Origin of the sequence: Chryseobacterium cupriresistens, assembly GCF_046614675.1 — a bacterium.
Taxonomy (GTDB): Bacteria; Bacteroidota; Bacteroidia; order Flavobacteriales; family Weeksellaceae; genus Chryseobacterium; species Chryseobacterium cupriresistens.
Genome location: NZ_JBKKJT010000004.1, coordinates 328,185 through 342,966, shown reverse-complemented (window position 1 = coordinate 342,966; position 14,782 = coordinate 328,185). Strand labels below are relative to the sequence as shown.

The 14,782-nt window shown below is 37.8% G+C and carries 14 protein-coding genes; 4 read left to right on the top strand and 10 right to left on the bottom strand.

What is annotated here, in order from left to right:
• Positions 1-57 precede the first annotated feature (57 nt).
• The 10 genes from ACLI50_RS13805 to ACLI50_RS13760 all read right to left on the bottom strand — a co-directional run bounded on the left by ACLI50_RS13805 (position 58) and on the right by ACLI50_RS13760 (position 10,180).
• Positions 58-1,830: an amidohydrolase gene (locus ACLI50_RS13805; RefSeq protein ID WP_411414030.1), complete on the bottom strand. Its 1,773-nt coding sequence runs from the start codon at positions 1,828-1,830 to the stop codon at positions 58-60.
• Positions 1,831-1,889: 59 nt separating this feature from the next.
• A complete protein-coding gene (locus ACLI50_RS13800) occupies positions 1,890-2,579 on the bottom strand; it encodes a hydrolase (RefSeq protein ID WP_411414029.1) in 690 nt (229 codons plus the stop codon).
• A gap of 40 nt (positions 2,580-2,619) precedes the next feature.
• Positions 2,620-3,495: a pirin family protein gene (locus ACLI50_RS13795; protein ID WP_280210146.1), complete on the bottom strand. Its 876-nt coding sequence runs from the start codon at positions 3,493-3,495 to the stop codon at positions 2,620-2,622.
• A gap of 480 nt (positions 3,496-3,975) precedes the next feature.
• Positions 3,976-4,560 carry a Crp/Fnr family transcriptional regulator gene (locus ACLI50_RS13790; protein WP_202839206.1) on the bottom strand — a complete coding sequence of 195 codons (585 nt, stop codon included), beginning with the start codon at positions 4,558-4,560 and terminating at the stop codon, positions 3,976-3,978.
• Positions 4,561-4,570: 10 nt separating this feature from the next.
• Positions 4,571-4,882 (bottom strand): hypothetical protein, encoded by a 312-nt coding sequence (locus ACLI50_RS13785; protein WP_202839204.1) that lies wholly within the window; start codon positions 4,880-4,882, stop codon positions 4,571-4,573.
• A 255-nt stretch (positions 4,883-5,137) separates the two neighbouring features.
• Positions 5,138-6,748: a Na+/H+ antiporter gene (locus ACLI50_RS13780; RefSeq protein ID WP_411414028.1), complete on the bottom strand. Its 1,611-nt coding sequence runs from the start codon at positions 6,746-6,748 to the stop codon at positions 5,138-5,140.
• Between the two features lie 381 nt (positions 6,749-7,129).
• Positions 7,130-7,750, bottom strand: coding sequence for an alpha/beta hydrolase (locus tag ACLI50_RS13775; RefSeq protein ID WP_411414027.1), 621 nt, complete (start codon positions 7,748-7,750; stop codon positions 7,130-7,132).
• 5 nt (positions 7,751-7,755) lie between these two features.
• Complete coding sequence (locus ACLI50_RS13770; RefSeq protein ID WP_411414026.1) at positions 7,756-8,709, bottom strand: VOC family protein; 954 nt, start codon at positions 8,707-8,709, stop codon at positions 7,756-7,758.
• Positions 8,710-8,891: 182 nt separating this feature from the next.
• Positions 8,892-9,188 carry a GNAT family N-acetyltransferase gene (locus ACLI50_RS13765; protein ID WP_411414025.1) on the bottom strand — a complete coding sequence of 99 codons (297 nt, stop codon included), beginning with the start codon at positions 9,186-9,188 and terminating at the stop codon, positions 8,892-8,894.
• Positions 9,189-9,247: 59 nt separating this feature from the next.
• On the bottom strand, positions 9,248-10,180 hold the full coding sequence (locus tag ACLI50_RS13760) for a ring-cleaving dioxygenase (protein ID WP_120232232.1): 933 nt from the start codon (positions 10,178-10,180) through the stop codon (positions 9,248-9,250).
• A gap of 574 nt (positions 10,181-10,754) precedes the next feature.
• Between ACLI50_RS13760 and ACLI50_RS13755 the strand changes: the two genes are divergently transcribed.
• The 4 genes from ACLI50_RS13755 (at position 10,755) to metQ (ending at position 14,380) form a co-directional block, all read left to right on the top strand.
• Positions 10,755-11,750, top strand: a complete 996-nt coding sequence (locus tag ACLI50_RS13755; protein ID WP_346562826.1) for an EamA family transporter — start codon at positions 10,755-10,757, stop codon at positions 11,748-11,750.
• A gap of 18 nt (positions 11,751-11,768) precedes the next feature.
• A complete protein-coding gene (locus ACLI50_RS13750; protein WP_120231801.1) occupies positions 11,769-12,797 on the top strand; it encodes a methionine ABC transporter ATP-binding protein in 1,029 nt (342 codons plus the stop codon).
• Positions 12,790-13,446 carry a methionine ABC transporter permease MetI gene (metI, locus tag ACLI50_RS13745; protein ID WP_411414024.1) on the top strand — a complete coding sequence of 219 codons (657 nt, stop codon included), beginning with the start codon at positions 12,790-12,792 and terminating at the stop codon, positions 13,444-13,446. The genes ACLI50_RS13750 and metI overlap by 8 nt, the downstream gene beginning before the upstream one ends.
• Before the next feature lie 124 nt (positions 13,447-13,570).
• Positions 13,571-14,380 (top strand): methionine ABC transporter substrate-binding lipoprotein MetQ, encoded by an 810-nt coding sequence (metQ, locus tag ACLI50_RS13740; protein WP_411414023.1) that lies wholly within the window; start codon positions 13,571-13,573, stop codon positions 14,378-14,380.
• The last annotated feature ends 402 nt before the right edge of the window (positions 14,381-14,782 follow it).

Genomic DNA, 14,782 nt, shown 5'->3' with positions numbered 1-14,782 from the left:
CCCTTCAGTTGGAACGTTGATTGATTTGAATAATTAAAAACTTTTGTGGCTAAAAAATTATTTTGTCTGATAGCCTCCGTAATATTTTACAGGTGACCAGTCGGGGATGACTGGAAGTGGTACCGGAGCTGCTGTTTTGTAGGTTTCATCTCCGTATACGACTTTTCCGTCTACGATCGTCAATTTTGAAGTGATGTTTTTGATGTCTTCATCATTGACTGTGAAATAATCTTTATCCAGAATGGTAAGATCTGCAAAGTATCCTTTCTGTATTTTTCCTTTCTGATAGTCTTTAATGAGTTCGTATCCTCCGTAAGTAGAAAGTGATAAAGCAGTTTTTCTGTCCAGCGTATTTTCTTTACCCATCACTTGAGTTCCTCCTATTGTTTTTCCTGTGGTGATCCAGTATAAAGCTACCCATGGGTTGTAACTTGCGACTCTTGTTCCGTCTGTTCCTAATCCAACCGGAATTCCCATTTCCAGCATTTTTTTCACCGGAGGAGATGCCAAAGCTGGTTTTTTACCATATCTGTGGATGAAGCTTTCTCCCTGATACGCCATTCTGTGCTGTACTGCAATTCCTCCGCCCAACGCTTTGATTCTTTTCATATTATCTTCGGTAACGGTTTCTGCGTGGTCGATAAACCATACTAATCCGTTCAAAGGAGTTTCTTTGTTTACTTCTTCAATGACATTTAAAAATCTGGTTATACTCTCATTATAGGTTGCATGAATTCTGAAAGGCCATTTGTTTTTTACCAGAAGACTTACTACGTCTTTCATATTTTTCTCCATGGTAGCCGGAAGTTCGGGTCTTGGGAAAAGAAAGTTTTCAAAGTCGGCTCCGTCTGATACCAGGTTTTCCCCTCCACCGTTGACATGATAATCGATTTCATTAAAATCATTATGACCATGGTCGTCAATTTCTACCATTCCAATCCATTTGGTGTAATCGGCAAGCTCAGATCCTTTTTTCTGGGCAAATAAATAGTAAGGAAGACGAACGGTAATTTTCCCTTGTTTGTTCAGCTGATCCGTTGTTCCGTAGTCATCCGGAAAATTCTGGAATCCTCCGCCTGCGTCCATTACTGCAGTTACACCTAATCTATTCAGTTCCGTCATGTATTGAAGGGTAGAATTTACTTTTTCTTCTTCTTTCAGTTCCGGCAGTTTCGCCAATGTTGAATAAAGAATAAATGCATTGGGTTCTGCCACCAATAATCCTGTAGGATCTCCGTTATTGTCTTTTTCAATTAAACCTTGAGCAGGGTTTGGGGTATCTCCATTGATATTCAGTTCTTTTAATCCGGCTTTGTTCAGCCAGGCTTTTCCATAGAGATACATGATGAAAGTAGGCACATTTCCCGTAGCTTCATTAATTTCAGCCAGTGTGGGAAGTCTTTTTTCTTCAAACTGATATTCATTCCAGCCTCCAATGACTCTTACCCATTGTCCCTTCGGTGTTCTCTGAGCCTGTTCTTTCAGCATTTCCAATGCTCTTTTTAATGATTTCACACCATCCCAACGAAGTTCGGTATTGTAAAATCGTCCTCCTCTGATTACATGCAAATGGCTGTCAAATAAGCCTGGAATCACTCTGTTTCCTTTAGCATCAATGACTTTTGTATTGCCGTTTTTTAATTTTAAAATCTGGGCATTGGTTCCTACCTGTAAGATTTTATGGTCTTTGATGGCCACAGCCTGTACTTCAGGATTCTTATCATCCATTGTGGTAATCTTTCCATTGGTAATGATCATGTCTGCTTTCTGAGCATTCAGAATTCCTGCTGCCAAAACTGTGGAAAGGGTAAGTATATTCAGTAGTTTCATAATTTCAATATTTAAGTTTGAAGGTTTCGGCAGGCTTAAAGCCTGCCGAAACAGTCCCATTAGTGTTTTAACATTTCCTGAGCATACTGAATTCCTATACCATAAGCTCCACCATGTTTTTTCATCAGATCATTAACCGGTTTGTATGTTTCTTTTCTAGCCCAGTCTCTCTGTAGTTCCAATACATACTGAACAGAAGTGATAGGATGTGCTCCTGCCTGAACCATACGGGTGATTGACTGATCGTGCGCTTCTTTAGAAATATCCCCAGAAGCATCGGTTACTACATATACATCGTAACCTTCGTCAATCGCTGATAATACAGGTCCTACGATACATACACTTGTCCATAATCCTGCGAAAACCAGTTTCTTTTTATTTTTTCCTGTAATGGCTTTATGGGCATTAACGTCTTCCCATGTATTCATGGTAGTTCTGTCTACATATCCACTGGTTGCTTGCGGATATACTTCTGAAATTTCCAGGAAAACAGGTCCGCTGAATGACTTTTCTGCCACCGTCGTTACTACTGTAGGAACATTGAATATTTTTGATCCACCTGCTACCAGTGCCACATTGTTTCTTAACTCTTCCATGCTGATGCTTTTGGTTGCAAAAGCCATTTGTCCTTCGTGGTCGATGAGTACTACGGCGTGATTGGTAGGATTTAATAATGATTTTCCAGGGTTTTGAGCTGATGCAGTTAATGATAATAAACCAGCTGCAAATGATAGGATTAATTTTTTCATAATAATTTAAAATTTAAGAGTTGTTATTTTTGTTTAATTTTTATAGTGTCATCGGTACGTCCATTAAAAGGATTTCTGTACCTTCCTGAAGGGTTTTGATCGTAATTTCCTGAATATCCCAGACTCCGAATCCATCTCGTTCTTCTATAATCTCACCGCCTATTTCTGCGCTTCCCTTCAAAATAAAAGCATAGACTCCGTTTCCTTTTTTTCTGATTTGATACTGTGTTTCTTTATTCTCCTCAAAAGTTCCCAGATGAAACCATGCGTTCTGATGGATCCATACACCTTCGTCATCTGCATTGGGGGAAAGAATCTGTTGAAATTGATTATGACCTTTGGTTTTATCTAATGTAATCTGATCATATCTCGGCGTCACATTTCTTTTTTTCGGATAAATCCAGATCTGAAGGAATTTTACAAGTTTATCACTGTTTTTGTTGAATTCGCTGTGCATAATTCCTGTTCCTGCACTCATGACCTGAATATCTCCGCTTCTGATCACCGCTGTATTTCCCATGCTGTCTTTGTGTTCAAGATCACCTTCCAAAGGAATACTGATGATTTCCATATTGTCGTGAGGGTGGGTTCCGAAACCTCTTCCTGCTTCCACTTTATCATCATTCAGGACTCTCAATACTCCAAAGTGCATTCTTTCAGGATTATAATAATTGGCAAAACTGAAAGTGTGCTGGCTCAACAGCCATCCGTGATCTGCCTTCCCTCTTGTATCAGCTCTGTGGATCACAGAGTTTTCTTTTATTTTTGATTCTGTATTGGGAAGATGATTGTATCCGATCGGTTCTAGTGGTTCGATCTCATCGATATCATTTTTCATAGCGCTTGCCAAAGAAGCTGATGCTACAAACATTCCTGTTCCCAATAATCCTTTCTTTAAAAAATCTTTTCTGTCCATATCAGATTGTTATTTGTTCCTGTTTGATAGGACAAATTTAGAGAGACCGGAAACCCTGCACATTTAACTAGTTTAATAAATGACTTTGAAGCAAAAAAAAATGCCGGATACTTTTGTATTCGGCAGTATAACTATAATGGATTGTTATTTTTTGGAAAGTGTAAAAGTCTTTTTACTCTTAGGAACTATTTAATTTGATATAATATTTTAAAGAATAACTCTATTTAGATTCTACGGAATGACAAACTGTGTGGGTAAGACCGTTATTTCAACTGTGTCATTCCTTAGGAACCTCTGTAGGAATGATAAGCAAAAAAATAATTGGAAAACGCAAAGACGCGAGTTGTTTTTTAAGCTAAATATTTTTAAGGCGCAAGGATTTTATCTCCGATAAAATGGGTGACTATAATTTCACAGAAATATTCACACCTATAAAACCCATGCAAATCTCTGCAATCTGCAAGTATAAAAAACTAAGATTTATTTCTCCTTTGAAGCAAGACGTTTCCTAATGGTGCTTACAAATTCTTTTGAAACCCCAAGGTAAGAAGCAATGTAGTATTGTGCTACTCTTTGCGGGATGGAAGGGTATACTTTGATGAATTCAAGGTATCTGTCGGATGCAGTCTTGGAAATGGTATTCACCAGTCGGCTTTGCAGGGTTGCCAGGTTCCTCTGAACCAGCATTCTGAAAACTCTTTCAAATTTGGGAACTTCCTGCAGCAGTTTTTCTTTTGTTGTAGTATTCAACATATAGATTTCCGAGTCTTCCAGTGTTTCGATAAAAACCTTAGAAGGCTTCTGTTCATGAAATGATGCAATATCACTGATCCACCAATCTTCGATGGCAAACAGTAACGTTACTTCGGAACCATTATCATCCAAACAATACATTCTCACACATCCTTTATGAATATACCCTTCAAACTGGCAAATCTCTCCTTCTCTCAGTAAAACTGTTTTTTTAGGAAACGACTGACAGACAAGCAGGTCTGTAAAAGTTTTTTCTTCTTCGGGAGTGATTGAAATAAATCGCGTAATATTTTTGATGATGTTTTCGAACATAATGCAGAGTTTACCCCTGCAAATTAGGAAAAAGACTGTAAACTTCGTTCTTTAAAAGTCCACTTCCTCCTCCATAATGATCGATTACTTTAACATCCTTATCCAAACCGGCACAAAATATTTTTATATCTTTCTCAAAATCATCTTCTAAGCCGGAGCTTAAAAGGACAATGTCCACCGTATTTTCCTTTATGTATTCATAGCAGAAATTTTCATCATTTTGTATCTCTGCTGTCCAGCCCTCATTATTTTCGATAATTCTTTTTAAAGTATCCAGAATTTCCTGGTTCTTTCCAATCACTAAAAAATGTAATGTTTTCATGTTGTTCAAGGTTTAAAGTTTAAAGTTCAAGGTTCAGAGTTTAATGTTTATATTGTTTACTTGAAGGGTAAAATGACGATTTGGATTCCTGCGGAATGATATAGTGTAAAATAGATAAAGGGTTTAGTTTGTTCATTCTGTCTGTAATAATTTACACTCTTATAATTTCAAACGCACCCATCCTCATACTCTCCCACTCGTATCCAAAACCTCGAAACCTCGCACCCACTCTCTTACCCTCAAACCCGAAACCCGCTACAAATGTTTATTTCCTGTAATTTTTAATTCATTCAGATCCAGTTGTGATTCTGCTTTTCGAATCTCGTCATCACTGAAAAGTTTTTCGCGTTTCATTTTAAACAGTTCTTTTCTCTGTAAGGCAAATATATCCATCATTACTTTATGATATTCGGCCATATCGTTTTGCCTGTTGGTACACATTTCAATAGAATTGAGATGATTCTGGTGAAGTTTGATATCACTTTCCAGCGTATTTTTAAGATTTTCAAGGAGACTATTGCTGTTCAACACCTCATTGTATTCGTTATCAAGCCTCTGAACGGCAAGTTTATCCAGTCTCATCTGAATCCCGGCCTGCTGTTCATGGGAAGGAAGGATATGATCGATCTCCCCTATTTTGGTTAATTTAATGATCAAGGGCAGGGTAAGTCCCTGAAACACTAATGTCACAAAAATGACGACAAATGTGATAAAAATGATCAGATTTCTCATAGGAAATTCAGCCTGCGAATTCATCATAACCGGAATGGACAGTGCTGTTGCCAGTGAGACCACTCCTCTCATTCCTGCCCATCCTATAATCAGGGGGTTTTTCCATCCCGGACTCGGATCACGACGGGCTTTTTCACTGAACCATCTTGGAAGATGAGCTACGGGATAGATCCATAAAAGACGTACCACAATGACGATCAAACTTATAATCAAACCATATTTGATGCCTTCCATTACTGAAATTTCACCCAATCCATTGATTATATCAGGAAGTTCAAGACCTATTAATACAAAAACCAAAGCATTCATCACAAAAATCAGGGTGTTCCAGACTCCTGTCATATTGATTCTCGTAGTTCCTGTTTTAAAAATCTCATGAACACGGAATGACATAAACAATCCTCCGCTCACTACCGCCATCACTCCCGAAAAATGAAAATGTTCTGCAGAAAGAAATAAAATATATGGCGTCATTACGGTAAGTGCCGCATCAATAGCAGGTGTTGTAGGTAAAAAACGGTGAATGGCATAAAAAATATGTGCTCCGGCAATTCCTACGACAATTCCCATTCCTGCTACCAGAAAAAACTGTCCTGTAGCTTCATGCATTGAGAAAGCACCCGTCATTACAGCGGCCAGAGCAAACCTGAAAACGATCAGTGAAGAGGCATCATTAATCAGACTTTCTCCTTCCAGTATAGCGAGGGTACGTTTCGGTACTTTTAATCCTTTTAAAACTGTTGTGGCTGCTACTGCATCCGGTGGCGAAACAATTCCTCCCAATAAAAAGCCTAAAGCCAGCGTAAATCCCGGAATCAGCATTTGTGAAGTGTAAGCAACAACCAAAGATGTAAGAAATACCAAACCAAATGCCAACAAGCTGATGGGACGTTTCCATTTCCAGAAATCATTCCATGAAGTGTACCAGGCTGCTTCGTATAAAAGAGGTGGTAAGAAAATCAGAAATATAATCTCCGGATCCAGCTTTAAAACAGGGACTCCGGGAATAAGGCTGATCCCCAATCCGGCAAGTACCAGAAAGATAGGATAGGCAATTTTGATCCGTTGTGCCAGCATGACCAGCAGCATAACAAGTAATAAAAGTCCTAATATTAAAAGTAATTGTTCGTGCATGTTTTTGAAGTTAGATTTCAGATTCTGATCATTTATGTTTGGGCTAAAGCCAGTGGTAAATTTATTTTTTTAAAGGCGGGCTAAAGCCCACCGCTATTGAATGTTAATTTATTTATTGAGACTCCTACGGAGTGACAATCTGTATGGATAGTTAATCCTCATACTTTGCCATTCCGTAGGAATCTCCACTTCACTAGGTTACTTAAAAATGTAATAACCACAAAAGTCACAAAGTTTTTGTTTTAAAATGTTTGTAAAGTTTAATAATATACAATATAAAGATCACATGAGAGAAAAATCAAAGATTTTTATAAAACTTAAGTGTTCTTTTTAAGCGCTCGATATTTACTTATCAAATCTTTTGTGACTTTTGTGGTTAAACTATTTAAATATAACTGAATTCGCTATTTCAATTTCTTCTTCGTTAATAGAATGTCCAAAATTGGCATATACTTTCTCTGTTACCTCCGCATTCATTTCTCTAAAAATATTGGCTGTAGCATATACTCTTTCTACCGGAACATGAAAATCAGGATTGCTGGTTCCCAGGAAAACCGGAGTCCCTGCAAAATCACCTTTATAATTTTCACAGTTGATTTTATCTCCAATCACGCCACCAATAATAGCTGCCGCTCCACCGAACTTCTGAGCATTGCGGGCTAAAAATTCAAGGGTAAGACAGGCTCCCTGGGAAAATCCGAAAAAGTATATATTTTCAGGTTTTATTCCTGCATTGACGGCTGCTTTTACAGTCTCTTCAACCATTTCAAGAGCTGATGATAACCACGGTTCGTTTTGTTCCACCGGAGCTATAAATGAAAAAGGATACCAGCTGTGATTCAAAGCCTGTGGGGCTAGAAGTGCATAGTCTTTTACATTCAAATGCCGGGATAAACTCAGAATATCCTGAGCACTTCCTCCGCGTCCGTGAATCATGATCAAAGCTTTTTCCGCCTGATTTAAGGGTATTCCTGCTGTTTTTATATTTAAAGTATGACTCATTATTTCTATCTGAATTTTTCTGTTGGATAATCGATTTTGGGAAGAACTTCTTTCAAACGTTCTCTTCTTTTTTCAAACTGTAGCGGCAATTGCAGATCTTCACCTAAAAATGCAGCTTCTTCATCCACGTCGAACCCTGGGCCTGAAGTTGCTATTTCAAACAAAACGCCTCCCGGTTCTTTAAAATATACGGAAGTAAAATATTTTCTGTCTTTCACTTCGGTATGCTCCAATCCGTATGCGTTGAGTCTCTTTACCATTTCAAGCTGGGATGCTGCATCGGGAGTAGCAAAAGCCACATGATGAACGGTACCTCTTCCTGCTAAACCTTTTAAGGCATTTGGGGTAGAAAGCAGATCTACATATTTTCCCGGCATGTTGTCGGTTCCCAATCTCAATCGGTCAGGGCTTTCTTTGATTACTTTATGATCCATCTGGGTCGTCAGAAGTGCTGCTGTTCTTTCATAGGCATCCTGCCAGATTTCCACATGATGAATTCCTTTGATGGCATAATCTTTTGGAATATAACCATTATAATAACCTTTTCTTTCGTCTTTATCATTAAAAACCAATTCCAACCCCAGTCCGTCAAAATCTTCCAGGTAAATAAAAACTTCATCAGAAAATCTTTGCTGCGGCTGTTTAAAGAGAATATTAAACTGTTCCAGACGGTTTATCCAATAATACAGGGCATCGATAGAAACTGAAAAAGCTGTTGTATTGAGCATTCCTTTGCCATGTCTGCCATTGATCAGATCTTTACCATAAGGAAAAGTAGTCATAATCGTTCCCGGTGTTCCGTATTCGTCACCGAAATAAAAATGATAAACATCTGAATAATCAAAATTGACTGTTTTTTTGACCAATCGAAGCCCCAAAACTCCGGTATAAAAATCTATATTTTCCTGTGCATTGCCGGTAATTGCCGTAACGTGATGCAATCCTGTGATAAGTTTCATTGTGATAAAATTGTTAATTGGTTATTATGATGGAGGCGAGATTTCGGGGTTCAGGATTCGAGTTGATAAGTTCGAGAATAACTTTATTCATCTTCTGTTTTTAGCTCAAGATTCTCAAACCCTCTTCCCCTCAGACTCTCAAACTCGAATCTCAAAAACCCGCATCCCGACTCTCAAACTCCCTACAGTTCTTCCTTCAACCATACATCATTATATTTTTCCGGATGACGTTTGAACTGAGCGTGAACATAAGGACATAGCGGTAGAATTTTCAAATCATTTTCTCTTGCGTAGGAAACCAGTCTTTCCAGTAAGATTTTGGCAAAGCCTTTTCCTTCGTATTCCGGATTTACTTCGGTATGGTAAACGGTCAGTTTTTTTCCTATAACTGATATGTCCATTTTACCTGCTTTATGATCGTCTGAGAAAAGCTGAATCTCTCCTTTTCTTCCTTCTAAAACTATTTCTGTTCTTTCCATTTTTCTTGTTTTTAATTGTTAATTCAAAATTAGCATCTTTATAAGTTCTGACCGATGACCTATGATAAGTTCGGCAATACTCCTTCTATTTTCTCACGCATTCCTTCGTATTGAACAGGAAGTTTAAGGTTGGTTCCCAACTCTTCCAAAGGCTCATCTACAGTGAATCCAGGATTATCGGTTGCAATTTCAAATAAAACTCCACCCGGCTCACGGAAGTACAGTGAGTAGAAATAATCTCTGTTGATTTTTGGTGTGATGCTTAGTCCTGCAGATAAGGCTTTCTCACGATATTCCATCAAAACATTATCATCTTTTACTCTGAATGCAATATGGTGATTGGTTCCAGCTGCATTTCTACCTGCCGGAATGGTGTCATTTTCAATAATATCAACAATATTAGCGGTATCAATAGCATCAGTTGCTAATCTGTATCTTTCTCCCTCCTGTTTCTGCAAATCATATCCTAAAATATCGGTCAGAACTTTAATGGTAGGATCTGCTTTTTTTAAGGTTAGAGTGACATTGTGAAAACCTTTTAATGCATTTTCATCTTTGATATCATCTGTTGTCCATACTTTTCTGTTGTCTTCAACTAATGGTTCTATTAACTGTAACTGAAGTCCGTCCGGATCTTTAAAAGAAATCATCTTTTCTCCGAATATTTCGCCTTCTTCCGTGGTTACATTAAGGTTTTGTAAATGGTTTTTCCAAAAGTCAAGACTTCCTTTCGGTACAGAATATCCGATATGAGTAGCCATTCCGCTTCCATTGGTTCCTTTTCCTATTCCTTCCCACGGAAAGAATGTAAGAATGGTTCCCGGAGTTCCGTTTTCATTTCCGAAATAAAAATGATACGTTCCCGGATCATCAAAATTTACAGTTTTCTTTACCAGTCTTACGCCTAAAACTTTGGTATAAAAATCTAAATTTCTTTTGGCGTTGTCTGCAATAGCAGTAATATGATGCAGACCTAAAATTCTATTGTCCATGTCTTTTAATTTTGATGCTAAATTACAGTGAACAGAAATCCTGTGCATTTAACTAGTTTAATAAATGCAAAACCCTCTTTTCGGAAACACATTTAAATCATTTTTTAAACATCCCACAACCAACCTTTACACAATTCTCAAAAAATTCAATTTATTTTATGTTTTCCACAACCCCAATTACCGGTCAATCTCTATAGTATTTGAATTAAAAAGCATAAAAAATCGATAAACACTTTAAAATAATCAAAAAAATAAAAACACATAAAACACTGAATTAAATACAGTTAATCCATTAACAATAATTTAATATTTAAAAAGCCTACTTTTTTAATGGACTAATAAAAATTATATTATATATTTGCAAACGTATTCAGGAAATAAGACAAAATGAAGGCAGAATTAAAATATAATTCAATTAAGAAACATAACATCAAAAATATGATGAAGGATATGTGTATGCCTATACATCAAGAATACTGTGGTTGACCTTACTTTTATTTAGATATATTTTCAAAGGCTTTACCACGTGGTAGAGCCTTTTTTCATTGAACACAACAACATTAAAAACATAAAAATGAGCAATTCTAAAAACAAATGGTTAATTCCATTGGCGTTTACAAACATCTATGTGATATGGGGAATTACGTTTTTAGCTATTTCATTTGGCTTAAAAGGATTTCCGCCATTCATTCTTTCGGGGTTAAGATTTCTGGTTGCCGGAATTCTGATGATAGGTTATCTTCTGTCTAAAGGGGAAAAAGCAAATTCTCTGATCAACTGGAAGAAAAATGCCATAACCGGTATTCTTATTCTTACCGGAGGAACCGGGCTTGTTGCCTGGGGAGAACAGTATGTAACGGCTTCTGAGGCGGCCATTTCTATTGCAACAGGACCATTTTGGTTCATTGCTATCGATAAGAAAAACTGGAAATATTATTTTTCGGATAAATTTATTCCGATAGGATTGATTATCGGTTTCGTAGGGCTGATTATGTTTTTAAAGGGCAGTGTAAATTCTAATGCCCATGCATTGGCAGATGGAAACCTGCGTATTACTGCGTTTGTGGTATTAGGACTAAGCTCCATTGCCTGGGTACTGGGTTCATTATATTCAAAGAAAAATCCGGCTTCCCAATCTACGTTTATGAATATTGCCCAACAGCTTATCGTAGCGGGATTAGCCTCTTTTATTATCGCCTTTTTCAGAAGAGAATGGACTGATTTTTCAGTTTCTGCGGTTCCATTATCGGCATGGTTTGGGGTTCTATTTTTGATCTTCTTTGGATCGATAGTCGCTTATTTGTCGTACATTTGGCTTCTGTCCGTAAAACCCGCTGCTTTGGTAAGCACCCATACCTACATCAATCCTATTGTAACCGTGATTGCAGGCTGGATTGTTGCCCACCAAAGCATCAATGGAGGTCAGCTGTATGGTTTATTCATCATATTGCTGGGAGTACTTCTAACCAATGTCACCAAGTATTTCAGACTTTCAAAACGGGCCAAGGTCAAAATCAGAAGAGTAAGGAGATTTTTAAACAGAACGGGCAGAAGATATCAGCCTATTTAAAAAGTATATAAAATCAGAATGATAGAAATCAGAAACATATCAAAAACATTTCATCAGAAAAAACAGTCTTTCAAAGCACTGGATAAGGTAAGTCTTACTATAGATAAAGGAGATATCGTAGGAATTATCGGTTTTTCAGGTGCAGGAAAAAGTACGCTGATCCGTACCGTAAATCTATTGGAAAGACCGGATGAAGGACAAATTATTATCAATGGAAAGGATTTTACAAAGCTCAGTTCCCAACAACTGGCTGAGGAGCGTAAAAAAATCGGAATGATCTTCCAGCATTTCAATCTTCTTTCTTCAAGAACTGTTTTTGATAATGTAGCGCTTCCTCTGGAACTGGATCATACCAGCAAGGACGAAATCAACAGAAAAGTAAACGAACTCCTGAAGATCGTAGGCCTTGAAGATAAAGCCAATGATTATCCAAAAAGCCTTTCCGGAGGACAGAAACAGAGAGTCGCGATAGCAAGGGCTCTGGCCAATGATCCTCACCTTCTGCTTTGTGATGAAGCAACCAGCGCACTGGATCCGGCAACAACACAGTCTATTCTGCAGCTTTTAAGAGATATCAATCAGAGACTGGGAATTACCATCCTTTTAATTACCCACGAAATGGAAGTCATCAAATCGGTCTGCAACCACGTTGCTGTGATCGACAAAGGAAAATTATTAACAAAAGGAACTTTAAGCGAGATTATTTCGGATAAAGAACACCCGATCATCCGCCAGTTCATCAATTCAGACATCATGACTCTGCCACAGGAACTCAGCAGCAGACTGCAGAAAGAACCAAAAGAAGGTTTATTTCCGCTGGTCGAAATAGAACTTAACGAAAACATCAGTGTTGAACAGATTCTTTCAACACTATACAGCCAATATAAAATCCCTTATAAATTGTTAAAGGCAGATGTAGAATATTTTGGAAATTCCAATTTCGGTAAACTACTTTTACAGCTTCAGGGTGAGACTGAAGAAAACCAGCAGGCGATCTATTATTTCAACCAAAATAAAATTCAAAATACAGTAAAAGGATATGCTTAGTGATACGGTAATTGCCCTTTTGGCAAAAGGAACCTGGGAAACGGTTTACATGACATTTTTATCCGGATTCTTTGGATTTGTACTTGGACTTCCGGTAGGAATCATGTTATTTTTAACCAGAAAAGGACAACTGCTGGAAAATACCGCCTACCATAGAGGATTATCTATTCTGGTTAATATTTTCCGTGCCATTCCCTTCATTATTCTGATTGTATGGATGATTCCTTTCACAAGAATTCTTGCAGGAACTTCTATTGGAGTAAATGCCGCTTTGGTTCCTCTAAGTGTGGGAGCTGCCCCTTTTATTGCAAGACTTGTAGAGAACAGCCTTATTGAGGTTCCACACGGCCTTATAGAGACGGCAAGAGCTTTGGGAGCTTCTCCATTACAGATTATCAGAAAAGTTTTGCTTCCTGAAGCACTTCCTTCATTAATCAATAATGCAACCATCACTTTGATCACCTTAGTAGGTTACTCTGCAATGGGTGGTGCTGTAGGAGCTGGCGGACTTGGACAGGTGGGTTACCAGTACGGATATATCGGATATGATATTGTAATTATGAATACCGTTTTGATTCTGCTTGTTCTTTTGGTTTTCATCATCCAGTTTATGGGCGACGGATTGTCAAAAAGATTTGATCACAGGTAGTTTTTGGGTGAGAGTGTTTGAGATTAGGAGTGTTTGAGATCCGGGGTGCAAGTTTCGGGATATGGGGATGAATGAGATCATTTTTTACTCTTTTGCTTCAATAGTATTTAAATAAAAAAATAGAATGAAAAAAATAAAGATTTTTGGTTTAGTGGCTGCCGGAATATTGCTGTTCAGTGCCTGTTCGGGGAGAAAGGATGATCCGAACTTTATCCGTGTCGGGATCACTTATGGCCCGGAGCAGGAAATTGCTGAAGTAGCTAAAAAAGTGGCTAAAGATAAGTACAATCTTGAAGTGGAACTGATCCCTTTCAACGATTATGTAGTTCCCAATGAAGCTTTGACTAACGGAGATATTGATGCCAATGCCTTTCAGCATATTCCTTATTTAACAGAACAGTCAAAGCAGAGAGGGTATAACCTTGTACCTGTAGGAAATACATTTGTGTATCCTATTGTTGCCTACTCCAAAAAAATTAAGAATATCAGTCAGTTACAGGAAGGCAACACGATTGTTATTCCCAATGATCCTACCAATGGAGGACGTTCTTTACTGCTTCTGCAAAAAAGCGGTTTGCTGAAATTGAAAGATGGTGTGGGACTTCTTCCCAAAGTAACAGATATTACGGAAAATCCGAAACAACTGAAGATCATGGAGATCGAAGGTGCTCAGATTCCAAGAGTTTTGGATGACAGAGATGTTGTTGTAGGGGTAATTAATAATAATTTCGCAGCTCAGGCAGGGTTGGATCAGGAAAAGCAAGGTATTCTTGTGGAAGATAAAGATTCTCCTTATGTGAATGTGGTAGTCGCCAGACAGGATAATAAAAACAGCCAGAAAGTAAAAAACTTTGTAAAAGCCTATCAGTCTCCGGAAGTGGAAAAGAAAGCTAAGGAAATCTTCAAAGGAGGTGCTGTGAAAGGATGGGATTGATGAGTTGGAGAGTTTGAGAGTATTAGAGTTGTGAGAGTGGATTCGGGATACGAGTTTTCGGGTTGGAGAGTAAGAGGGTTTGAGTGTAGATTCCTTCGGAATGAACAAACTACATGCTATACCTATACGTCCGCCTTATCATTCCATAGGAATCTAAACACTGTGCTAGGAGCGTTGTAAGATTCGAGGTGTTGAATGAAAGTATATGAGAGTAGCTTCATTCGTCTTTTACCATTTTGCAATTTTGCTTTCAGCCTTTTCACTTTGATGTCTCAACATCAACTTCTCTTCAGTTTTCCGCATTTACAAATACAATATTTAATAATAAGCTGTCTGCAAATAATCAGGCAGTTTTTTTATTTATCAATTTTTTATTTTCTCAATTTGAGATAATAAAAATTT